Consider the following 21,537-nt stretch of genomic DNA (forward strand, 5'->3'; position numbering starts at 1 on the left):
TACATAGAACCGTGAGCTACAGTTCTTCTTCATTGTTTATTCAATTCGTATATGGGCAATTGCGGTGGCATTATTGGTGACATAAGTGCCTGTCGGTGCATCTGTATAGCTACCGTCAGATAAGGTCACGATTTGACGAGAAGATGAATATTTCGGTGATTGAGTCGTGATTTGAGCTGTTGTGTTTTCTACCAAATTGGAGGAATGAGAAACGGTTTGCGCTGAAGTATTCGTAAAAGATGAAAAACCTGAACCCGATGCATATAGGTTTTGATATCGGCTTGTCACACGGCGCACATAATCTTGTGTTTCGCGGAAAGGGGGAATACCACCATATTTATCGACATTACCTTCACCTGCATTATAAGCCGCAAGTGCCATTTGTGTATTTCCATTAAAACGCTTGAGTAACCAGCTTAAATATTTCGCACCGGCAAAAATATTTTGTTGCGGGTCATACGCGTTAGATACATTAAAACGACGGGCCGTCGCAGGCATAAGCTGCATTAAACCTTGAGCACCTACTGGCGAACGAGCTTTTACATTAAATCCGGACTCGGTGTGCATAACGGCTTTAATTAAACCTTCCGATACACCATGTTGCTGTGCAGCTTGTCTAATAATATGGTCGAACGCATTTTTATTCTTGTTGTAACTTGGCAGAACAGAAGCTTCTGACGTTCCCCAGTTTGTATAACTGTGAATATTACTATCTGGATAATAGGTTACTTTTACTTTTTTTAGAGAGTGATCATAGCTTTTTCGGTTGGTGAGCAATGTACTACCGTTTTTATCTTGGTAAATATACATTTGACCTGCTGAACTTGAAGTTATGCCGACCATAAAAGTGGTCATCCCCAGCGAACAAGAAATAAGAAATTGAACCGATTTTTTCATTTTATGTTATTCACAATTTTAAGGTACTCAAAACTTGCAAAAGAGTTTATCAAAAAATACAACTTAAAGAAGATTTGTGTAATTTTTTTTATTTCGACTCTTTCAAAAAATCAAGCTTATTTGTTCGAATGCTCATCAAAAAAAATTAAAAAATTTTTTTAAAATGATTCTATTGACTTGAATAACATGTTGATTATTAAAGGTAAAAAACATTGGTTAAAAAATGATCAATTTAAATAAAACCCTTAACAGAAGGTCAAAACAGTTTGTCAAGTACGAAGAAATCCACAATTTTATCCACAGGTTTTGTGGAAAACTGTGGAAAAGTCCAAAAAGTAAGCATTTTGCACAAAATTTGAACGCTTGAGTCAAAAATAAAGCATGTGTTTTGCATCATGCATGAGCAATGTGACGACTTCAAGAATTGAAACTATTCTTTTGATGCGATTCTCTTCTGAATCATATAAAATTGCGCGGTATTTTTATTTATGGGTATACCTCGTCTATGTACGCGCCAGTTGAGTCCAATCAGGGATTTAATTTTAAGCCTGAACTTCCAACAAGCTCGGCCTATTACCGTTTGCTCAAGAAGCTTCGCCGTCAAGTTGGGCATGCTATTCGTGACTTCAATATGATTGAAGATGGCGATAAGGTCATGGTGTGTGTGTCTGGTGGTAAAGACAGTTATACCTTGCTCGATATTTTGTTGCAGTTTAAGCGTATCGCACCGATTAATTTTGATGTGGTTGCGGTTAACCTTGACCAAAAACAACCAGGCTTTCCTGAAGATGTTTTGCCTCGTTATATGGAAGAGAACAACATTCCATATTACATTTTAGAAAAAGACACCTATACCATTACTAAACGTTTAACGCCGGAAGGTAAAACCTACTGCGCAGTATGTTCACGTTTACGCCGTGGTTCTTTATATGGCTTTGCACAAGAAATTGGTGCAACTAAAGTGGCTTTAGGTCATCACCGTGACGATATCATCGCGACGTTCTTCTTAAACCTCTTTCATGGCGGTAGCTTAAAGGCGATGCCTCCAAAGCTTTTATCGTCAGATAAAAAGAACATTTTGATTCGTCCTTTGGCATATGTTGAAGAAAAAGACATTATTAAATATGCCGAGTTACGTCAGTTCCCAATCATTCCATGTAACCTTTGTGGTTCGCAGGAAAACCTACAACGTGCCATGCTTAATGAAATGCTACGTGAGTGGGATAAACAATATCCGAAGCGCTTACACAGCATTTTCGGTGCGTTGCAGAACGTATCTCCATCTCAGTTAGCGGATCGTGAGCTGTTCGATTTTGAAGCTCTAGACTCTCAGCGTGAGTTGGATATTAAAGATCCAGAAGAGCTTAAGAAACGTTTAGATGTAGTGAACTTAAGCTTTGCTGCTGAATAAACGCTAGCATAAAGAATGTTAAAGGCACTTTATAATCAAGTGCCTTTAATGTATCAAAATACTAAAAAATGAATGTTCCGTACAAAAAGTCATAGCCCAAAATTTAAATTACATGCTATAACAACCCACAAGCAGAATTGCTTCACATGATGTTGTCTGGATAGGCAACTAGAGAAATTGAACAAATAAATTTGAGGAAGAATCATGCCTGCATTTTTAACTGAAGATTGGTTTGCGACTGTCGAAAAATTAACTGCTGAAGCAGGTGATCTTAATTTGCCACCCGCTCTTGCGAATTTGGCAATTAATTTAGTAGTTACAGATGCTGCTGGAAATACCGAATTAGCTTTAGATGGGGGTAAAATCCAAAAAGGTTTGTCTTCAAATGCCAAAACAACTTTAAATATGGATGCTGAAACTTTACGTAAAGTATTCTTAGAGTTTGATATGGCTGCTGCTATGCAGGCATTCATGACTGGTAAAATTAAAGTTCAAGGCGATATGTCTCAATTGATGGCTCTACAAACAGCGAAGCCAAGCCAAGAACAAAAAGATTTGTTTAAGAAAGTATTAGAGCATACTGCTTAAATCAAAAAGAATTCATATAAAAAGCTTACCCAAAGAGGTAAGCTTTTTATTTATACAAACAATGAATTTATCAACTTTTAAATAATAAAAATTAGATATTGATTCGTGTTTGCGCCGTTTTAATATGTTCAAGATAAGCACGAATACGAGTCACGTATTGAACCGCTTGCTTATATCGACCATTTCGCATTTTATTACTTTGCAAATAATCGTAAAGATTAACCCACTGATTTGGGTCTTTCCCTTGTGCTTGCAAGCGCTTCTGAATCTGACTTACCGCACCCGGTCCCATGTTATAGGCCACAAGCGCGTACCAGTTCCGATCAGGGAATGGAATATTATCAAATTCACTTAACATTAAATCGTAATACTTCGCTCCACCTTGAATGCTCTGAGTTGGATCACTACGATTGCTCACACCCATTGCTCGAGCAGTGCTATTGGTCAGCATCATTAAGCCTCGTACACCTGTGGGAGAAACAGATTCAGGCTTTAAATACGATTCTTGATAACCAATTGCGGCAAGTAAATGCCAATCTAGATCATACTTCGCTGCACTTTGCTTAAAGCTCGCTTTATAAATCGGTAAACGTGTGCTTAAGTCACGTTGAATAGTTGACCATGCTTCTGGTTTCACCACATTGCGATTATAAAAAGAAGCAAGCTGCTGGGTCACACCATTTTGCTTACTCTGGCATACAAAGCCACTGGCAGTCTGGGTGAGTGGGTCATCAGCCTGTTTAAATACCCAACTTAACTCTGGGTTTAAACCATTTTTTTGCAAATTTGTTGTGTCACCACAACTTGCAGAAAACGACATCAAACCTTTGTTTTCGATTGTGCTTAAACCCGCTGTAGTCATTGCAAAGTTTGCTTTACCTTGCTGGACCCATCTAAGTGCAGTGGCATTGTCTGCCACGATTTTAAAGTCCAGCTTTACATTTAGGTTCTGTGCATAGTTACGCGCTAGGTCATAACCAAAACCATGTAAAAACTGATCTTCTTTAAAAACGGTTGTCGGGCTTTCTACCGCAACAACAGTTAGAGTGTTTGTGTTAACTACAGTATTGTACTGTAGGGTTTTACCTGCATTAAGACTATGAAATGGGAGAAGCATAGTACTGAGTGCAAGCGCTTTTAACGGGAGAGAAGAAAATAAAGAGTTAAGGCAAAGCCTCGACCCAGAACTTGAATTACTGTGCATGTTGTCTCCGCTACAGATAATTTATGCCCTAAAAGTCAGACAATAAGCTGCCATAACTTCTAAAAGTTGATAAATTCAATAAGGGGTGGGCAGTCATGACGTCATTCAAAATGACATGAAATGAAAAAAATAAACTGTGTAGAAAATCTACATAGTTTTCGAGTGGGTTAAAAAATGCTCAACATTTAATCTGCGCGCATCATAATATTGAAAAAAAGTAATGTCAAATTTTGTACAATTAAATCTTCGATATAACATCATAAACACATGAATTTCTTAAGGAAGAAAATTTATACACTTCTGATGTGAGAAAATAGGGTATAAAATGCTACATCTTGTAAGCGATATGTTGTTGAACAGTGGTTTTTAATCATGAAATCTAACTTAATCACTCGGTCAGGGCATGACAAATTAGTTGCTGAATTAAAACAACTTTGGCATGAAGAACGACCTGAAATCACCAAAAAAGTAAACTGGGCTGCAAGCTTAGGTGACCGCAGTGAAAATGCGGATTATCAATACAATAAGCAGCTCCTTAGAAAAATTGATCGACGTGTACGCTATTTAGGAAAACGCTTAGAAGAATTAAAAATTGTTGATTACTCACCAGAGCAAGACGGCAAGGTTTACTTTGGCGCTTGGGTACAGATTGAAAATGAAGAAGGCGAGCAAAGAACTTTACGTATTGTAGGAATCGATGAAATTTATGATCATCATCCGCAACATATCTCAATTGAATCGCCAATGGCGCGCGCATTGCTCGGTAAAGAAGTCGATGATGAGATCGAAGTGCACACGCCATCTGGGAAAAAGTTGTGGTATATCAATACAATTCGCTATGAAAAGACAGAAAACCCAGAAAATTAAACAGATTTGTGTTTATTTTGAGCGGTTGAATTAAAAATTAAATAAAAGATTTGCCAACTTGTGTTTTTGTTTATATTATAGCGCTCGTTGGAAGCGTGGCAGAGCGGTTTAATGCACCGGTCTTGAAAACCGACGAGGGTGTGAGTCCTCCGTGAGTTCGAATCTCACCGCTTCCGCCAAAATTCTTAAAAAGCCCTTGTTAATGACAAGGGCTTTTTTTTATTTATAATTTTTCCCACATAGAACCCCCCAATAGAGGTAGTTACAATAAGAATGATTCAGATGATTTTAGATTGATTTCTTTATGTCTCTTTAAATCTTCTATTTAAGAATATTACTCTTTAGAAAAATAAACTCCTAACATAAGTATAAGAGTAATTAAAACTCCAACACCTACGCTGATTGTTACTAGTTCTAAATTAAATATCTCTTTCCATAAGCCATGTGCTCCCCAATCACCATCTACTCCTCGATTATTAGATTTACGACCATAGGTAGCTGCTACACCAAAACCTAAAGTAGAAAGCAAGAAACAAACTAAAGAAAGTTTGAAGGGGTTAAACCTTGAAAATAAAGGGATCAATATTATTGCAATAATAGTCACAACAAAGGCAGTGATGATATGTTTCCAGTTATCCATAATTTCTCTTTAAATCTTATTAATTATAGTGTGTAGAGGAGAGCTATCCCAACATATCAGTATAATTTATCTTGTATCAAAGGAGGAATATATAAAAAATGGATGGCTTCTTCTAATTTGTATAGCTGCTAAAAAATAAGTTTGTTATGTGATCATATTAATTGTTTCTTATTTAATAAAAGGAAAAATCTAAGGCATAGAAATAGGAGTATATTTTCCTATAGGAAAGTTCCATTTTTTTAGATATGTGGTATAGCTGCACCATTCCTCAAAGCTAGATAATTTTACTTCTAGCCCCATTCCATCTTGCTCACAGCGATATACCGCCCAAGCCATATTTCTAGATTTATCAAATTTTAGTTCAACAAGCTTTGCTTCACTAAAACAGTTTTTTAAAGGAATCTGTAAAAGTCCATTTCCTGATTGATCAGGATGAAATATATTAAGTTTTCTAGCTTCTAATAATTCTTCTTTTAATTCAGGGTAACGGACCGCGGAGTACGTGGTAGGGAAGCAATTTCTGCCTGGTCCACCATTCGGTGAGTTTTTCATTCTTTTTCCCCAATTCAGAACAAATTCTTTTGGAGATATCCCAGATTCTTTTTTATTAAAAAAATAAATAGAAGTAAGTACTATGATTACACTACTCAACACTAATAAGATTGTTTTCACCTCTTGTCACCTTATTTTTATGATTTAAAGTTATCCTAAAATACACAACACAGCTTATATCAAATATTTATATAGAACCACATTGAAATAGTTTTTCTTGGCTGGTTCCTTTATTTGTTTTTTTAATAGATCAAGCTATCGGGCTTAAATTTATATAAGTTTTAGAAAAAATTTACCAAATAACTCTCTACAGCACCTAATGTATATTCTATTTATCTGAAAAATTCATACATATTAAGCACCTTTTCGAAAAGCAAATATGAAAAAAATTATAAAATAGGCCGAGAAGTACCCTTTTATAAAAACATGTCTTAAGCTTTCTTCAAAATAAAGAGGGTAACTTTTTCCTATGATAATGGAGAAAAGAATTAAAAAGCTCATAAACAAAAAACTATAGAAGACTTTTGAAAACATGAAGTAATTTTCAGAAAATTCTTTTTTATTAAAAAATAAATTTGTTATTTTTTCTGTAAGAAAAATTGAGACTATGGAAGTGAATATTCCCAATATAATACTAAGTACAATTATATTTAACATTTAAATTCCTAATAGAAGAAAGACTAATTGCTTTTTTATATAAATTAGCCTGTAATGGTTTACATCTGCTAATTTGGTTTTTACTAATACTGAAATGTTATTCCTTTAAAATCTTTTTTAAAGTTATCTATAAAATTAGTACAAGCATCTATTAACTCCAAGTGTGTTATATAAATATTATTTTGATCTTTATTGAACCAAACTGAGTTGATTCTCCATAAGTCATCTTTTTCTTTTTCAAAAGTGAGAATATTTTTTTCCTCAAACTCCATAGAGGAATAAGAAAAATTTGGCTTCTCATCTCTATCAAGCCATTGTTTTATGTAGATGGCAAGTTCCAATAATAGTAGATCTTCTTCATTGAAGATAATTTTATTTTTAACTTTAATTATCAAAGTACCTTCAATTTCTGATGAAACCATAGGATCTATAATAGAGCTTTGTGGACCATGCGTGATTGTATAGGAAATTTCCATATTGCCTTTTGGAGAATTTTGTATAGTAGAAGATTCAATAATTGGTCTATTCTAAAGGTATTTTGTTTAATTCAATTTTGAGCCAATTAAAAAAACTAATAAAATCAGTTTTAGATTGAAAATAGATATTTGCCTCATCTGTGAAGATTTTCCAATCTAATAAATTATTATTTATAAGCTTTGAAATCTCATCAATACATATAGGAATTTCATCAGGATTGTTTTGAAAATAATTTAAAATATCTTGGTTAGTTTCAAGAATATCTATATATCCCAGGAAAAATCCTATTAAATATCCATATTTATCAAGATTTTTGTGCATATATTTCCTTTTGTTGGTCTTAGCGAAAATGAAAATTTAAAAAAATATAAAAAACAGCTTATACAAAATTTTCCAGTTCAATAAGTATCATAATTTCTTTAATGCCAATGTCATCTTCCATGTACTTATCAGGAGATATTTTTAACCCAACACCACTTAAATATACTAAAGCTTTCCATAGGAGTTCCTCTTTAATAGGAGGAACGAAAGTTAAGTCTTGGTTATCTAGTGCAGTCATTCTTTTTCTTGCCCATTCTTCAGCATCCTCTCGGCTAATTTTATGGTTTAACAGATCATTGAATACTTGTTGTACATCTAATAAAGATATTTTCATTTCATCATTTACCACTTTTTATATCCTATTCTTGCCTACCTAAACTAATAATCTATATAAATTTCATTGCCTTTATAAACCCCAGTTTAACAATAACTAACTCATTATTTATCCTTACTTTTTAATGATCTAATTTAAAACAAATGTCATTTTGTGTGCTTGACTGCAAAAGGGTAGAGCACTATTCTTTGCCTGCTGGCCACATTGCCAGCCGGTTTTAGCAGACCGTGTATTATCTCCCGCATCAGAGTCGTTCCTTCTGAGGAACAGTCTTGTGTGGTGAACTACTCGTTCCTTTCCCGTTGCGGTAGGACGGGAGAGGGACACCCTCGGGTGTGCTAGTTTGAGATAATACTAGTCTGCTAACCCTTTCTCGTTCTGCCACCATAATTCTATAAATGTCTGGCAGAACTCCCAATAAAAAGGAGTTGGCTTTGCACATCCATTATTTCTTGGCAGCCTTTGCCAAAGTCTATATCGACACAACTTAAACGTTAAAGCGGTTTGAACACCTAATGGTTTTCAGGCTTTAAATCGTCACGACTAAAAACTTAGCAACAATAAAACTTGAGATGTGCCAAGCACAGTCTTTATAGGCTTTGCTATGCCTTTTTTTCTCCCAAAAAAGTATCTCACCTACAACAAGAACTTATTTTAAAATGGTAAAAATATGCCTCATTCAGAAATATCTGCCAAAAAATTACAGGTCATTTGTACTTCAATTCAGTTATTTACGATTTATGGATTTCACAATACAGGGATAAACCTTCTGATCAAAAAATGCAAAATTCAGAAGGCGACTTTTTATAATTATTTTCAGTCCAAAGAGCGGCTCATTGAAAGATGTATAGCCTTTCAAAAAAGTCGGCTAAAAGAAGAAGTGCTGGCAATTATTTATTCTCATCGCTACCCAAATTCCCACGATAAACTCAAAGAAATTTTTCTTTTACATGTCGATTTAAATAGCTTTTACTTTTTGCTATTTAAAGCTATTTTTGAAATAAAACTGCTTTACCCGAGAGCCTATCAAATGGCGATTGAATATAGAAAATGGTTGCTACGAGAGCTTTTTGATCTGATATTTAGTCTAGAAACCAATTCCTTAAAACCCGATGCCAATATCGTTTTATTTATGATTGATGGGGCACTCATCCAACTTTTAGACCCAAATAAAGCAGGGGAAAGAGAGAAATTATTAGACTATTTTTACCAAAAAATCCCCTCACTTTCTCATTCTAAGTCATAGATCCTAAGTTTGAATAGAAAGTAAGAATAAACCAAAAAGTTTGGCTTATAACATTCAGCTAGTCATTTCAATAAAAGCCCTCAAATGAGGGCCTACATATTGATCTTTCTAGCTTAGAGACTCTTTTAAAAAACCTTGTTGGCCAAATAATTTTTCACGAAATTCGGCTTCTAATTGCTCGGTTTGCATGTGTAAGGGATTAAAATTTTCATCTCTGACATCTAGCATATCTACAAATGCTTTCGATAAAATTCCCAACCGATTAACTCCTCCAAATCCTAAATAAACGCCGTCCTTTAATTGCTTTAAGCTAAATCTAATATCTTTTCTTTTTAAAATTTTTATCCAATATTCAAACATAATAGGCATGATAAGTTTTGTGACTCTAGCTAAAGCGAGTTTTCTATTTTTGCTCGAGTTGCCACCGATCGCATTTAACACATCAAATGCGACCGACTTATGTTCAAGCTCTTCGAGTGCATGCCACTCCCAAAGATTTCTGCTCTCTTGTGTAGTTTTTCTTTTAATTAGCTGATCTGTAAGCAATAGACGAGCGAGGGTAGCTGTGTAATGTTCCATGACTACGGTCGCTGCGACTTGTTCGACCGTTGAAAGTTTACGTAATTTATCCAAACGTGCTTTGGTTTTGCCCTCAATCTCGATTACTTCAGGGTAGTTAGAATGTATGAGGTGATTGTTCAGGGTTTTATGTTCACGACTATGAAAGGCTTCTTGAGCAATAAAGGCTCTGATATCTTCTAAAAGTTTTTCATCTTTAATTTGGTTTCGAACATTTCTGATACTTTCAATAAAGAACATTTCACCCGGAGGAAACATAGCGGAAAGTACAACGAACAAAGAAGTAACAACAGGATTTTCTTCGTAATAAAAAGAATAATTTTTATTCGCATCGTAAGAAAGTTCAACATTACGACGAACAATTTTTTGATTTGTAGCGAGAGCTGTATTCATTTTTTTAACTCATCTTTAAAAAATAATTGATCAAATTTTGATTTCAACTAGAATTTATCAATGAATTTATACGGAAAAAAGACGGATTTTTAGAAGGATAAAAAGAAATGGTAACTATAAGAAAACCAAAACAAAATAGAGCTAAAAATACATTTGAGTCTATAGTAAGTGCAGGATTTATCTCTGTTATGAAAAATGGCTTAGACCATACAACTGTGCTTAAAGTGTGTGAGATAGCAGGGGTAGGATCGGGAAGTTTTTATGAATATTTCAAAAATAAAGAGGCACTTTTCATTGAGATGCAGCAGCATTTTATTATGGAAATATCGAAAGTCATTTATGATGTAATTCCTGAAATTTTAGATTTAGAAATCCCTGAAGCAATCAGAACAATTTTTTTAAAAATCGGTGAATTTTTGGCAAAAGATAATAATAAATATTTTTATTGGCTTAGTGTTTCTTCTAAATATAGTACTGAAGCAAGCCATGTAAAAGCTGTAAAAGCGATCAATGTCTTAGCCATTGAATATGCCATGAAACATCCTGAAGTATTAAAAATCAAAAATTTGAAAATGATGGTTTATATTTTGATTCATTCAAGTATCGCTTTAACGATGAATTTTTTTGCTTCACAAAATATGGGTTTTACTTTTGAAGAGTTAGTTGACTGTTTAATTAACCTTACAATGTCATATATAGAGAATGATAGGAATAAGGTGGTTTAACTTAGGATTTATGATTACTGCGCCAATGGTGCCTTCAGCTTTATAAGAACTTAAAGAAAATGTATTAAATCTAAAACCCATTAAACTTAGTTTGCAGAGGTGAATGAGGAAAATTAGCTATAAAGTTGCGTAATAGAGGCTTATTCGGCTGCTTTTACTTACATTTTTAGATGAGGTAGAATTTTTGGCCTTTTCTTTGTACTCAAGTGATAAGAGCGTGTCTATTTCAAATTGCTTAAAACTAACTTTTCTCATAACTGCAATTCATCTTACCGCTTGTGCATCTTTATCATTGGAATCTAAATATCCAAGCTACGAGCAGAAATTTACTAGTAACGTATTACACGAAGACAATATTATTGGAATAGGGGAAACAAAATCTAAAAATGAACAATCGTCCCGTGCTCTACTCATTGGCGAAAAATTTAATTATCTACTTACCGAAGGTGGTTCTGATTTATTAAATATTACGCAAAAGTTACCTAACCAAGAGCGTGTTTTGCTTAATAAATTACCGCTTGAATTAGACGTTTATAACGACAATGTCTTTTATGGGCACATCTATTTTTATCATCCCGTACCAGTTAATCAGCTGAGTAATACAAAGAAGCAAGAGTTGCTTAAATTGGGTTTTCTGGAAGAATCTTTACAGGTGAAGAATCAAGAGAAAGGAATATATTTAAGTAGAAATATTGCCATAAAAGGTACTGTTTATGAGGGTACAAAACAGACGAGTCAGTTATCGTTAGCGGGTTCTATCCCAGTTGTACTTCAAGAACAGCGCTTAACTATGCAAGAAAATAAAAATAATACTTTAAAGAAAAATCTACTGTCTCCACTAGCATTAGGCTTGGATATTATTACTTTACCTATTCAGTTCGGTGCAGAGAAACTTTCTAAAAAATAGTTTAGACGAGTGGACATGAACGGCTTTAAATTTATGCATGGCAAGGCTTCCAAACGATTTATATTAAATAATGTGGAATCGTATGGAAGCCTAAACCTTTAATAACTTAGAATGTATTTTTAGTAATTACATCATCGTAAGGAAGTTTGCCCACACGTGGGTAAGGCTGAGAAGCCGACTTACCAACTGCAATCATTAAACACACCACGTGATCTTCAGGTAAGTTAATCAGTTTCGCCATCGCATCAAAGTCGAAACCATCCATAGGGCAGCTATCTAAACCATGCTCTTGAGCAAGCAGCATTAAGGTTTGAGCAAAGATACCCGCACTACGCATAACTTCATCACGTTGGGTTTGTGGACGGTCACGGTAATATTGGTCAATCGCGCCAACCATAATATTTTGAACTTCCGGAGTCGCTCCATCCCATACACGTTTAGCATCAGCTTCCCATGTACTTACTTTTGCGCATAGTACAATCAGTAATGATGACTCTGTAACTTGTGGTTGGTCCCAAGCAATGGTACGGATTTTTTGTCTTAACTCAGCATCTTCAATGATGACTGGACGCCAGTGTTGTAAGTTGAAAGCGCTTGGGGCATTTGCTAAAACTTCTTGTAATAATTGCTTCTTGTCATCATCAGAGATTTGAAAAGCAGGGTCAAAGCGTTTAACTGCGCGACGGTTACGGATGGCATCAATAACATTCATAAGATTTTCCTACTTAATAGGGGGTAGCGATACTAGTTAATTTTATAACGTTGAGCTACATCAGCCGAAGAAAAGTTTGGTAGTAATGTAATACGTAATTTTTCAAAATTATTCCATTGATTTTCGTCTTTCAGCACAGGAATTGTAATTGTTTCTTTACGGTCAAAACCAATTAGAGCTGCATTTACCAAATCATTTACCTCCATTAATGGCGGTATTTGGCTTAAATCTATGCCTGAACGTTCCCAAATTTCGGTTTTAGTGGCAGAAGGCAATACGGCTTGCACATGCACGCCATGATCTTTTAATTCTAAATGTAAACCTTGGCTAAAATATTGGATGAAAGATTTACTAGCACCGTAAATGGTAGAACCAAATTCAGGCGCTAGTCCAAGCACAGAACCTAAATTGATAATAGCGCCTTTACCTTTGCGTATAAGTTGCTGGGAAATTGCATGAGATAACCGAACAACTGCAGTCATATTTAAAGTCAGAAGTTTTTCAATCTCATGACGATCTTGAGTTAAAAAGTTTCCGCTAAGGGCAATCCCTGCATTGTTGACTAAAATTTCAATATCAGCATCGTTTTTGAGTACATCTTCAATTTTACTAATGTCTTGATCTTTTGATAAATCGGCTTGAATGAACTCGACTTGTACAGCGTATTTTTCTTGAAGATCTTTTGAAATCCTATCTAAGCGGTTTGTGTCTCGTGCAACCAAGATTAAGTGATAGCCACGTTGAGCAAATCGATCTGCATAAACAGAACCAATTCCTGACGAAGCGCCTGTAATAAGTACTTTTGATTGAGCTGACATGTGATATCTCTACGCTTTAATTTTTAGATGATGGTTATAATCTAAAATATACAGGTTTTGATGTCAATCATAATCAATGTATAATTATAATGAGCAGAGTGAATAAAAGTGGGTGCGCCATCATGAAAGTCAGTAAAACTCAGGTAAAAGAAAACCGAGATAAAATTGTTGAAAAGGCGACTCAACTGTTTCGTAGCAAAGGCTATGACGGTGTCGGTATTGCCGAGTTAATGTCTAGCGCAGGCTTTACCCACGGTGGGTTTTATAAACATTTCAGCTCGAAAACAGACCTTGTTTCCATTACCGTCAAACATGGTCTTGAGCAGGTTTTAAAAAGAATAGAAGGTTTAAATTTAACTCAATTTATTGAAATGTACGTATCTCGTACTCATCGAGACAACCGAGATCAGGGTTGTACTTTAACAGCACTATCTTGTGATGCCGCAAGACAGCCAGATGAAGTGAAAGTCGAATTTGAAGAGGGTATTGAGCAGCTTATTCAGTTCATTATGAATGAACGAGCAAAACAAGTTTCTTTAGAAACGGCAGAGTTAAGAAAGCAAGCCATTAATATTCTTGCTCAGTCTGTAGGAGCAATTGCTTTATCTCGCGCATGCCCCGATCAGTCTACGCTTAGCGATGAAATATTAGAAAGTTGTAAAGAGAGCCTGTTAAAGTTAGCTGATTAAACTTTTTTATCTCTCAAACTTGTTTGGCTAAATTGAACTAGCCTCGCAATATCTACTGTTCGCTCATATATCAGGTCGGCTGCATGTTCGCAGGCGTGTTCTAATGTAATTGGACCATTGGCCAGTGAAAAAGCAGCCGTAACGCCGTGCTCATAAAGCGCTTGGTAGCCTTTGCCTAATGTTCCTGCAATGACAATAACAGGAATTCCGTGAGCTTTGGCAATTTGGCTCACTCCAAACACTGTTTTGCCACTTAAGGTTTGTTGGTCAAATTTACCTTCACCTGTAATGACCCAGTCTGCACTTGAAATTTTATGGGCCAGTTGGTTAAGTTCGGCGATAACTTTAACTCCAGCTTTAAACTCCGCATTTAAATAACTTTTGGCTGCAAAACCTAAACCACCAGCAGCACCAGAACCTGCTTCATCTCGTTTGTCGAAACCTAAAAGGTGTGCAGAGACATCGGCAAAATGAGAAAGCGCTTCATCGAGTAACTGGACTTGAGCAGGAGAAGCACCTTTTTGTGGTCCAAAAATATGTGATGCGCCGTTTGCGCCGCAAAGTGGGTTGGTCACATCGGCAGCCAGTAAAAACCGTGTGTGCTGAATACGTGAGTCGAAATGCGTTAAATCAACTTTTGAAAGATGACCAAGGGCAAGGCCACCAGCAGGTAAAACGTTTTGGTTAGCATCGAGCAAAACTGCGCCTAAAGCACTGAGCAATCCTGTGCCACCATCATTGGTGGCGCTACCGCCCACAGTTAGAATGATGTCTTTTGCACCTGCATCTAAAGCATCCAAAATGAGCTGGCCTGTTCCAAATGTTGTGCTGTGGCATGCATCACGTTGTGAAGGCGGCACTAACTGTATGCCGCTCGCTTGAGCCATTTCAATCATAGCGATGCTTTGATTTTCTAGCCATCCCCATTTAGCTTGAACAGGCTTACCTAATGGCCCGACCACGGTTTTTTCACGCCATTGACCACCGCAGACTTCTAAAACAGCTTCAATGGTTCCTTCACCGCCATCTGCCATAGGACATAAAATCGTTTCGGCATGGGGGAAAACTGCTTGCCATCCTTTGGCAATTGCTTGAGCTACGTTTAAAGCAGATAAGCTGTCTTTAAAAGAGTCAGGGGCAATAATGACTTTCATAAGCTCTCTAATTCTGATGGATTTTTAATTGATTTATACTGCTTAATACGAAAAAAGCATAGATGAAACCAAATCAGAGTCAATTTGAAAAATCGGTCTAATCTGTTAAAAATGAAAACCAATAATAATGTTTTTATCTGTAAAAAACACATCCAACAAATTTTTAATTATTTGTTATATATAATTTTTTTAAAATAATACTAATAGACTGAATTATTGTAATTGTAAAGAATATGGCACATATTATAAGCAGGGTTGAGCCAGCTTTTAAAATATTGTGAATAAGATAAAAAGCGGACTCTCCTGACAAGCTAAACAGCAGATTGCCTAGATATAACCATAATTAAATTGTGATTTTATTGAATCTGTTGAGTGTGTAAAAAGAAATAAGAGGATGAAAAAGTGGATAATTCAGAAGAACAAAAGCACATACAGGAAAATAATGGCTTTGCGCGAATTGAGCCATATACTCATCCTGCTGGCGGTTGGGGGGCGCTTCTTAGTGTTGCTCGAAACTTAAAGCGACAAGATATTTTAAAAAAAGGTTCAATTACCTTACTCAACATTAACCAACCTACAGGTTTTGACTGTCCCGGTTGTGCTTGGCCAGAAAAGAAAGATGCTCATGCATTTAACTTCTGTGAAAATGGCGCAAAGGCAGTTGCTTTTGAAGCGACCAGTAAAACCGTTACTCCTGAATATTTTGCAGGTCATACCGTTAGTTGGTTATCAGAACAAAGTGATTTTTTTCTAGAAGACTTAGGCCGCTTAACTGACCCAGTCCGCTACGATGCTGCAACTGATAAATATCTTCCTATTTCATGGGATGAAGCATTTCAGATTATTGCTAAACACCTCCATGCGCTAGACCACCCAGACCAAGCTGCGTTTTATACCTCTGGTCGTGCCAGTAACGAAGCGGCATTTTTATATCAACTGTTTGTGCGAAGCTTTGGTACAAATAACTTTCCAGACTGTTCGAACATGTGCCATGAAACCACAAGTGTTGGCTTACTTGACTCGATTGGTTTAGGAAAGGGCACAGTCACCCTAGAAGACTTTGATTTGGCTGATGCAATTTTCAGTTTTGGACACAACCCCGGAACCAATCATCCGCGTATGTTAGGTACTTTACGAGAAGTGTCTAAACGTGGCGGTAATATTGTTGCGATTAACCCGATTAAAGAGCGAGGCCTAGAGCGCTTCCAAGACCCGCAAGCACCGCTTGAAATGATGACCAATGGTAGTACACCAATTAGTCGCTATTATTTCCAACCTAAAATTGGTGGTGACTATGCGCTAATGTTAGGAATTTTAAAGTACTTAAATGAATGGGATAAAAAAGCACTCGCTTCAGGTAAACCCAGTGTTTTTGACCGAAACTTTATTGCGGTTAATACAGTCGGTTTTGATGAGATGATTGCTGAGATCGAGAGAACTGAGTGGGAAGATATTTATAAACACTCGGGGCTGTCACCAGAGCATTTAGAAAAACTCGCCCAACTGTTTTTAGAGTCCGAGCGCTCAATTTTCTGTTGGGGAATGGGTATTACTCAACACCGCCACGGAACAGCCAATGTGCATATGTTAGCCAATTTATTATTGGCGCGTGGTCAAATTGGTAGACCGGGTGCAGGGCTTTGTCCAGTTCGTGGGCATAGTAATGTGCAGGGCGACCGTACCATGGGCATTAATGAGCTACCTAGTCCTAAATTACTCGACAACATTGATCGCGTGTTTGGAATTAAATCACCGAGAAAAAATGGTTTTGGTGTGGTCGAAACCATTAAAGCCATGGCTGAAGGTGAGGTCAAAGTCTTTATTGGTTTAGGTGGAAACTTTGCTGTTGCAACGCCCGATACCACCTATACGCAAGAAGCGCTTAGAAAGTGTGATTTAACTGTTCATGTTGCCACCAAGTTAAACCGTAGTCATTTGGTGTGTGGTAAAGATGCGCTCATTTTGCCATGTTTAGGCCGTACCGAAATTGATGAGCAGCTTCATGGTCCGCAGGCCATTTCTGTCGAAGATTCGATGAGTAATATTCACTTGTCGGCCGGGCGTAATACTCCAATTTCTGAAAATATTTTGTCTGAACCAGACATTGTGGCAAGAATGGCTGAAGCAGTGCTGCCAGACAGTAAGATCAAATGGAAATGGTACATTGAAAGTTATGACCGTATTCGTGACTCAATCGCTGATGTATTTGATGAGTTCCATGACTTTAATTTACGTGTCTATAAACCGGGTGGTTTCCACCTAGAGCATCCAGCCAATCAGCACATCTGGAATACAAAAAGTGGCAAAGCGCAGTTTATGATTACACCGCTGAGTGAAGTCTATGCCGATAAAGAACATCAATATGCTGCTGCATATACCGAGAGTAAAGTTTATACCTTAATGACCACTCGCTCTCATGACCAATACAACACGACGCTTTATGGTCTCGATGACCGTTACCGTGGGGTGTTCGGTCAGCGCCGTGTGTTATTTATGAATCAAGCCGATATTGATGAAGCTGGTTTTGAAGCAAACCAGTGGGTTGATATTGAAAGTGTTTTCTCAGATGGCGTGAAGCGTATTGTGCACAGTTTCCGTATTGTGCCATACAACATTCCACGTGGCAGCTTAGCCGCTTACTATCCTGAAACTAATCCTTTAGTGGCCTTAAGCAGTCATGACAAATATGCCAAGATTCCGGCTTCCAAAAGTGTGCCGGTGATTTTGCATCCCGGTAATGCACCAGAGCACTTCAACTTGGCAACGGCAGTTGACCCTGAAGATGCAGATAGAAAAGTAAGCAGCCTTTAAATCAAAGGCGATATTAACAATATCATCTCAACAAGTGGTGCTATTCAAAGCGCCACTTCAAGATAAAGGAAATTATTTTGACACCAGATTCTTATGGGGTTGAAACATTACAAGTAAAGCGGTTTAAGAAAGCCGAGTCTAAAAGTGTTTTAGATCATATTGTTCAAGAGCATCCGATTGCTTTGGTATATAACGGTATTTCTCATGCGGTGATGATGACAACACCGACCGATGTCGATTTATTTGCCAAAGGTTTTAGCCTTTCCGAAGGTATTTTAACAAGCTTAAAAGAACTATATGCCATTGAGGTTCATCAAAGTGAATTGGGCATTACGGTTGAAATGACCATTTCATCCAGAGCTTTTGCTGCCTTAAAAGAAAGACGACGTATGTTGGTGGGGCGTACAGGTTGTGGTTTATGTGGTATTGAAAGTTTAGAGCAGCTTCAGCTCGATATTTCTAAAATTACCATCGAACCTTCCAAAGAGTGGCTCGAACAAATTCCAGTCGCGATTTCTCAATTAAAAGATCAGCAAAAAATTACTGCCTTAACAGGTGGAGCACATGCCGCAGCTTGGGTGGTTGAAGGCAAAATTATAGCTTTATTTGAAGATGTTGGCCGTCACAATGCCTTAGATAAATTGCTGGGTTATTTAGCTCAAGAAAACTATGACACCAGTGCAGGTTTTGTGGTGATGACCAGTCGTGCAAGCTATGAACTGATACGAAAATGTGCCCAGCTTAATATTGGTTTATTGGCTTCAATTTCTGCTCCAACCAGCATGGCTATTAGGCTCGCAAAAATATCTGGCTTAACATTGGCAAGCTTTTGTCGCGGAGATGATTTTGTTTTATATACATGAGCACAGTGCTTTAAAATATTGATGAAATAAGTTCAAATCAAAAGAATGCTCAAAAATAATGGCAATATACATTTCTATTTTGCCTAATTTTAAGTTAAGCACGAGCTTTATACTTTATGATCAGATGTATGTAGTTCAGAGTGTGTCCCAATGGCTTGGTTGCAGTCTTTAAAAGATTGGGCAAAACGTCTAAAAAAACAAATTATTATGCTTTGGTTTGCATCAAAGCATCCTCAAATGCCGTGGTTACCCAAAATTATTGCTGTGGTGGCTGTGGCTTATGCTTTTAGTCCGATCGATTTAATTCCAGACTTTATTCCCATTTTAGGATTTATTGATGACGCTTTAATTCTGCCTATACTGATTTGGTTAGCAGTTCGATTTACGCCTAAACAAGTCATTTTTGATGCAGAACAACAAGCTGAAGAGTGGCTAGAACAGCAAGAGCGTCGACCTCAAAATTATTTGGTTGCCGTACTCATTATTTTAATTTGGATAACTTTGGCAATAATGGCTTATTTCTATTTTGGTGGTGGGTTGTAATTTATAAACCATCAAAGTTTAGAATCGTGAATTTAAAGGCATTAACATTGTGCTTTGCTACAACTCAAAGGATAATAACGTTTTTATAAGCTATGGGTTGCAGACAATGAAAATCGTCGCAGATGAAAATTTGGCATTTACCGATTACTTTTTTTCTGAGTTTGGCGATATTCAACACAAAGCAGGGCGCACTTTAACTCATGCAGATGTCAAAGATGCTGAAGCATTATTAGTTCGTTCAGTCACCGCAGTGAATGAAAGTTTAATTGAAAATACAGCATTAAAATATGTAGGTAGCGCGACAATCGGCACTGATCATTTAGACATTGCGGCTTTAGAAAAACAAGGTATTACGTGGGCTAATGCCGCAGGTTGTAATGCACAGGCTGTGGCTGAATATGTCATTACTGCTTTACTTCATTTAGATGAGAGCCTTTTAGAACCACAAGAAAAATTTACGCTAGGCATTGTTGGTCTTGGAAATGTCGGTAAGCGTTTGGCCTATATGGCCCAGTTACTTGGTTGGAATGTGATTGGTTTTGACCCATATGTGCATTTAGATTCAATTGAAAATGTAAACTTTCAAACTTTGTTGCAACAAGCCAATGCAATTTCAATTCATGTACCCTTAACCAAAAATGGTGAACATGCCACATATCATCTGTTTGATGAAAAAGCTTTTGCAGTGCTTCAACCGAATACGATTTTAATTAATAGTGCACGTGGCCCAGTCGTTAAAGAAGCCGCTTTAATCGAAGACATTCAACATACTCAGCGTAAAGTCGTGCTTGATGTATTTGAACATGAACCCGTCATCTCTGAAGAACTTATAGATATGTTGGCTTTAGCAACACCGCATATTGCAGGTTATAGCTTGGAAGGTAAGGCCCGTGGTACGCAAATGATTTATGAAGCGTTCTGCCAAAAGTTTGGATTCGATATAAATAAACGTTTCGAAACTCAGTTGCCTGCATGCGACGACTATTTTTCAGGAAATGATTTAAAAGCAGTGTTAAAGCAAAAATTAGCTAAAATTTATGATATTGCTCAAGATGACGCCAACATTCGTGCCTGTATTAAAGATGGCAAAGTTGAGCAAAAAGCATTTGATTTATTACGTAAGAATTATCCGCTGCGCCGTGAATGGGCAGCACATGGGGGACCACAGGCATGAGTTTAAGTTATCAACCTACTTGTTCAATTGATGCTTTAAAGGCTCGTGCCAAGCTTTACACTCAAATTCGTCAGTTTTTTGCTGAACGAGATGTGATGGAAGTCGAAACACCCATTGTTTCACAAGCAGGTGTTACTGATGTGCATTTAGCTTCTGTTCAGGTTTTACGTCATATTAATGGTAAATTACAAACTCAATATTTACAAACCTCACCAGAGTTTGCCATGAAGCGTTTGCTGGCTAGTGGCAGCGGGCCGATTTATCAAATCTGTAAGGTTTTCCGAGACGATGAACACGGGCGTAAACATAACAGTGAATTTACCATGCTTGAATGGTATCGTCCGGGTCTAGACTTAAAAGCTTTAATGCATGAAACCGCTGATTTATTGCAAACCTGTTTGCAACATCGTTTTGGTGAAGTTCGTCCGTTTATTCTAAGTTATAAGCATGCCTTTCAAGATCGCTTAGACATCAACCCTTTACAAGCAACGCTGAAGCAACTCAAAGATACGGCAAATCGTGTGGGATTAAATCTTGATTTAGGCGATGACCGTTTAGCTTATATGGATTTGTTGTTTTCTCATTTTGTTGAGCCAAGTTTAGGTTTTGATGCGCCTGTCTTTTTAACTGACTTTCCACCAGAAATGGCGTCTTTGGCGAAAGTGAAAGTAGATGAAGATGGGGAAGAAGTTGCAGCACGGTTTGAGGTTTATATTGAAGGTTTAGAGCTGGCAAATGCATACGATGAATTACTTGATGCAGACGTGTTACGTTCACGCTTTGAAGCAGACAATGCAGAGCGTGCTAAACAAGGCCTTCATGTCATGCCATTAGATGAGCATTTATTATCAGCGTTACCTCATATGCCGGAATGTTCTGGTATCGCTTTAGGTGTAGACCGTTTACTCATGGTTGCCACAGATCAGGTAAAAATTGAAAAAGTAGTTACCTTTCCAGCAGAAATTGCCTAAAACT

The 21,537-nt window shown here is 36.9% G+C and carries 24 protein-coding genes and 1 tRNA gene; 13 read left to right on the forward strand and 12 right to left on the reverse strand.

What is annotated here, in order from left to right; translation table 11 throughout:
- Positions 1-36: 36 nt before the first annotated feature.
- Entirely contained in the window at positions 37-897 is an 861-nt protein-coding gene (locus tag POD11_RS05325; RefSeq protein ID WP_025470247.1) for a lytic transglycosylase domain-containing protein, read from the reverse strand.
- A gap of 505 nt (positions 898-1,402) precedes the next feature.
- On the opposite strand from POD11_RS05325, the gene ttcA reads away from it, so the two are divergent.
- Positions 1,403-2,308: a tRNA 2-thiocytidine(32) synthetase TtcA gene (gene ttcA / locus POD11_RS05330; RefSeq protein WP_016146199.1), complete on the forward strand. Its 906-nt coding sequence runs from the start codon at positions 1,403-1,405 to the stop codon at positions 2,306-2,308.
- Between the two features lie 204 nt (positions 2,309-2,512).
- Positions 2,513-2,896: an SCP2 sterol-binding domain-containing protein gene (locus POD11_RS05335; protein WP_016140203.1), complete on the forward strand. Its 384-nt coding sequence runs from the start codon at positions 2,513-2,515 to the stop codon at positions 2,894-2,896.
- A gap of 91 nt (positions 2,897-2,987) precedes the next feature.
- Here the strand turns inward: POD11_RS05335 and POD11_RS05340 are convergent, their stop codons facing one another.
- Positions 2,988-4,100 (reverse strand): transglycosylase SLT domain-containing protein, encoded by a 1,113-nt coding sequence (locus POD11_RS05340; protein WP_239967166.1) that lies wholly within the window; start codon positions 4,098-4,100, stop codon positions 2,988-2,990.
- A gap of 372 nt (positions 4,101-4,472) precedes the next feature.
- Between POD11_RS05340 and greB the strand changes: the two genes are divergently transcribed.
- Positions 4,473-4,967, forward strand: coding sequence for a transcription elongation factor GreB (gene greB, locus POD11_RS05345; RefSeq protein WP_262456638.1), 495 nt, complete (start codon positions 4,473-4,475; stop codon positions 4,965-4,967).
- A gap of 89 nt (positions 4,968-5,056) precedes the next feature.
- Positions 5,057-5,146, forward strand: a tRNA-Ser gene (locus POD11_RS05350).
- A 155-nt stretch (positions 5,147-5,301) separates the two neighbouring features.
- Here the strand turns inward: POD11_RS05350 and POD11_RS05355 are convergent.
- The 6 genes from POD11_RS05355 to POD11_RS05375 form a co-directional block, all read right to left on the reverse strand.
- On the reverse strand, positions 5,302-5,607 hold the full coding sequence (locus POD11_RS05355) for a hypothetical protein (protein WP_262456639.1): 306 nt from the start codon (positions 5,605-5,607) through the stop codon (positions 5,302-5,304).
- Between the two features lie 189 nt (positions 5,608-5,796).
- Positions 5,797-6,279, reverse strand: coding sequence for a hypothetical protein (locus tag POD11_RS05360; RefSeq protein WP_262456640.1), 483 nt, complete (start codon positions 6,277-6,279; stop codon positions 5,797-5,799).
- Positions 6,280-6,513: 234 nt separating this feature from the next.
- Entirely contained in the window at positions 6,514-6,816 is a 303-nt protein-coding gene (locus POD11_RS17625) for a hypothetical protein (protein WP_316249933.1), read from the reverse strand.
- An 83-nt stretch (positions 6,817-6,899) separates the two neighbouring features.
- Entirely contained in the window at positions 6,900-7,292 is a 393-nt protein-coding gene (locus POD11_RS05365) for a DUF7878 domain-containing protein (RefSeq protein ID WP_262456641.1), read from the reverse strand.
- A gap of 46 nt (positions 7,293-7,338) precedes the next feature.
- The gene (locus POD11_RS05370; protein WP_262456642.1) at positions 7,339-7,614 is read right to left on the reverse strand and encodes a hypothetical protein; all 276 of its coding nucleotides are present in this window, start codon (positions 7,612-7,614) and stop codon (positions 7,339-7,341) included.
- Between the two features lie 58 nt (positions 7,615-7,672).
- Positions 7,673-7,948, reverse strand: a complete 276-nt coding sequence (locus tag POD11_RS05375) for a hypothetical protein (protein WP_262456776.1) — start codon at positions 7,946-7,948, stop codon at positions 7,673-7,675.
- 670 nt (positions 7,949-8,618) lie between these two features.
- On the opposite strand from POD11_RS05375, the gene POD11_RS05380 reads away from it, so the two are divergent.
- Positions 8,619-9,194, forward strand: coding sequence for a TetR/AcrR family transcriptional regulator (locus POD11_RS05380; protein ID WP_262456643.1), 576 nt, complete (start codon positions 8,619-8,621; stop codon positions 9,192-9,194).
- Between the two features lie 108 nt (positions 9,195-9,302).
- Here POD11_RS05380 and POD11_RS05385 read toward each other — a convergent pair whose 3' ends face one another.
- Entirely contained in the window at positions 9,303-10,166 is an 864-nt protein-coding gene (locus POD11_RS05385) for a metal-dependent hydrolase (RefSeq protein ID WP_262456644.1), read from the reverse strand.
- Positions 10,167-10,273: 107 nt separating this feature from the next.
- Here POD11_RS05385 and POD11_RS05390 point away from each other — a divergent pair, with 107 nt between their 5' ends.
- Together POD11_RS05390 and POD11_RS05395 are read left to right on the forward strand one after the other, a co-directional pair.
- Positions 10,274-10,891: a TetR/AcrR family transcriptional regulator gene (locus tag POD11_RS05390; protein WP_262456645.1), complete on the forward strand. Its 618-nt coding sequence runs from the start codon at positions 10,274-10,276 to the stop codon at positions 10,889-10,891.
- 217 nt (positions 10,892-11,108) lie between these two features.
- Positions 11,109-11,798, forward strand: coding sequence for a hypothetical protein (locus POD11_RS05395; RefSeq protein ID WP_271739850.1), 690 nt, complete (start codon positions 11,109-11,111; stop codon positions 11,796-11,798).
- Positions 11,799-11,904: 106 nt separating this feature from the next.
- Here the strand turns inward: POD11_RS05395 and POD11_RS05400 are convergent, their stop codons facing one another.
- Positions 11,905-12,510 carry a nitroreductase family protein gene (locus POD11_RS05400; protein ID WP_224991538.1) on the reverse strand — a complete coding sequence of 202 codons (606 nt, stop codon included), beginning with the start codon at positions 12,508-12,510 and terminating at the stop codon, positions 11,905-11,907.
- Positions 12,511-12,542: 32 nt separating this feature from the next.
- Complete coding sequence (locus POD11_RS05405) at positions 12,543-13,328, reverse strand: SDR family NAD(P)-dependent oxidoreductase (RefSeq protein WP_262456647.1); 786 nt, start codon at positions 13,326-13,328, stop codon at positions 12,543-12,545.
- Positions 13,329-13,450: 122 nt separating this feature from the next.
- On the opposite strand from POD11_RS05405, the gene POD11_RS05410 reads away from it, so the two are divergent.
- Positions 13,451-14,017 (forward strand): TetR/AcrR family transcriptional regulator, encoded by a 567-nt coding sequence (locus tag POD11_RS05410; protein ID WP_262456648.1) that lies wholly within the window; start codon positions 13,451-13,453, stop codon positions 14,015-14,017.
- Here the strand turns inward: POD11_RS05410 and POD11_RS05415 are convergent.
- Positions 14,014-15,171 (reverse strand): glycerate kinase, encoded by a 1,158-nt coding sequence (locus tag POD11_RS05415; RefSeq protein WP_262456649.1) that lies wholly within the window; start codon positions 15,169-15,171, stop codon positions 14,014-14,016. The genes POD11_RS05410 and POD11_RS05415 overlap by 4 nt on opposite strands.
- Before the next feature lie 402 nt (positions 15,172-15,573).
- On the opposite strand from POD11_RS05415, the gene POD11_RS05420 reads away from it, so the two are divergent.
- The 5 genes from POD11_RS05420 (at position 15,574) to epmA (ending at position 21,533) form a co-directional block, all read left to right on the forward strand.
- Entirely contained in the window at positions 15,574-17,982 is a 2,409-nt protein-coding gene (locus tag POD11_RS05420) for an FdhF/YdeP family oxidoreductase (RefSeq protein ID WP_262456650.1), read from the forward strand.
- Positions 17,983-18,059: 77 nt separating this feature from the next.
- Positions 18,060-18,845, forward strand: a complete 786-nt coding sequence (fdhD, locus tag POD11_RS05425; RefSeq protein ID WP_262456651.1) for a formate dehydrogenase accessory sulfurtransferase FdhD — start codon at positions 18,060-18,062, stop codon at positions 18,843-18,845.
- A 150-nt stretch (positions 18,846-18,995) separates the two neighbouring features.
- On the forward strand, positions 18,996-19,388 hold the full coding sequence (locus POD11_RS05430; RefSeq protein ID WP_224991532.1) for a YkvA family protein: 393 nt from the start codon (positions 18,996-18,998) through the stop codon (positions 19,386-19,388).
- Positions 19,389-19,494: 106 nt separating this feature from the next.
- A complete protein-coding gene (locus POD11_RS05435) occupies positions 19,495-20,562 on the forward strand; it encodes a 4-phosphoerythronate dehydrogenase (RefSeq protein ID WP_262456652.1) in 1,068 nt (355 codons plus the stop codon).
- Positions 20,559-21,533, forward strand: a complete 975-nt coding sequence (gene epmA / locus POD11_RS05440) for an EF-P lysine aminoacylase EpmA (RefSeq protein ID WP_239967153.1) — start codon at positions 20,559-20,561, stop codon at positions 21,531-21,533. Before POD11_RS05435 ends, epmA begins: the two co-directional genes overlap by 4 nt.
- The last annotated feature ends 4 nt before the right edge of the window (positions 21,534-21,537 follow it).

The organism is Acinetobacter sp. P1(2023), assembly GCF_028367635.1.
Taxonomy (GTDB): Bacteria; Pseudomonadota; Gammaproteobacteria; order Pseudomonadales; family Moraxellaceae; genus Acinetobacter; species Acinetobacter pittii_E.

What these genes read in the sequence shown, in the direction of transcription:
- POD11_RS05355 (WP_262456639.1), bottom strand. Translation starts at nt 5,607, where the DNA reads ATGGATAACTGGAAACATATCATCACTGCCTTTGTTGTGACTATTATT.
- POD11_RS05390 (WP_262456645.1), top strand. Translation starts at nt 10,274, where the DNA reads ATGGTAACTATAAGAAAACCAAAACAAAATAGAGCTAAAAATACATTT.
- POD11_RS05400 (WP_224991538.1), bottom strand. Translation starts at nt 12,510, where the DNA reads ATGAATGTTATTGATGCCATCCGTAACCGTCGCGCAGTTAAACGCTTT.
- POD11_RS05365 (WP_262456641.1), bottom strand. Translation starts at nt 7,292, where the DNA reads ATGGAAATTTCCTATACAATCACGCATGGTCCACAAAGCTCTATTATA.
- POD11_RS05335 (WP_016140203.1), top strand. Translation starts at nt 2,513, where the DNA reads ATGCCTGCATTTTTAACTGAAGATTGGTTTGCGACTGTCGAAAAATTA.
- POD11_RS05325 (WP_025470247.1), bottom strand. Translation starts at nt 897, where the DNA reads ATGAAAAAATCGGTTCAATTTCTTATTTCTTGTTCGCTGGGGATGACC.
- epmA (WP_239967153.1), top strand. Translation starts at nt 20,559, where the DNA reads ATGAGTTTAAGTTATCAACCTACTTGTTCAATTGATGCTTTAAAGGCT.
- greB (WP_262456638.1), top strand. Translation starts at nt 4,473, where the DNA reads ATGAAATCTAACTTAATCACTCGGTCAGGGCATGACAAATTAGTTGCT.
- ttcA (WP_016146199.1), top strand. Translation starts at nt 1,403, where the DNA reads ATGTACGCGCCAGTTGAGTCCAATCAGGGATTTAATTTTAAGCCTGAA.
- POD11_RS17625 (WP_316249933.1), bottom strand. Translation starts at nt 6,816, where the DNA reads ATGTTAAATATAATTGTACTTAGTATTATATTGGGAATATTCACTTCC.
- POD11_RS05405 (WP_262456647.1), bottom strand. Translation starts at nt 13,328, where the DNA reads ATGTCAGCTCAATCAAAAGTACTTATTACAGGCGCTTCGTCAGGAATT.
- POD11_RS05385 (WP_262456644.1), bottom strand. Translation starts at nt 10,166, where the DNA reads ATGAATACAGCTCTCGCTACAAATCAAAAAATTGTTCGTCGTAATGTT.
- POD11_RS05370 (WP_262456642.1), bottom strand. Translation starts at nt 7,614, where the DNA reads ATGCACAAAAATCTTGATAAATATGGATATTTAATAGGATTTTTCCTG.
- POD11_RS05430 (WP_224991532.1), top strand. Translation starts at nt 18,996, where the DNA reads ATGGCTTGGTTGCAGTCTTTAAAAGATTGGGCAAAACGTCTAAAAAAA.
- POD11_RS05410 (WP_262456648.1), top strand. Translation starts at nt 13,451, where the DNA reads ATGAAAGTCAGTAAAACTCAGGTAAAAGAAAACCGAGATAAAATTGTT.
- POD11_RS05435 (WP_262456652.1), top strand. Translation starts at nt 19,495, where the DNA reads ATGAAAATCGTCGCAGATGAAAATTTGGCATTTACCGATTACTTTTTT.
- POD11_RS05340 (WP_239967166.1), bottom strand. Translation starts at nt 4,100, where the DNA reads ATGCACAGTAATTCAAGTTCTGGGTCGAGGCTTTGCCTTAACTCTTTA.
- POD11_RS05380 (WP_262456643.1), top strand. Translation starts at nt 8,619, where the DNA reads ATGCCTCATTCAGAAATATCTGCCAAAAAATTACAGGTCATTTGTACT.
- POD11_RS05375 (WP_262456776.1), bottom strand. Translation starts at nt 7,948, where the DNA reads ATGAAAATATCTTTATTAGATGTACAACAAGTATTCAATGATCTGTTA.
- POD11_RS05415 (WP_262456649.1), bottom strand. Translation starts at nt 15,171, where the DNA reads ATGAAAGTCATTATTGCCCCTGACTCTTTTAAAGACAGCTTATCTGCT.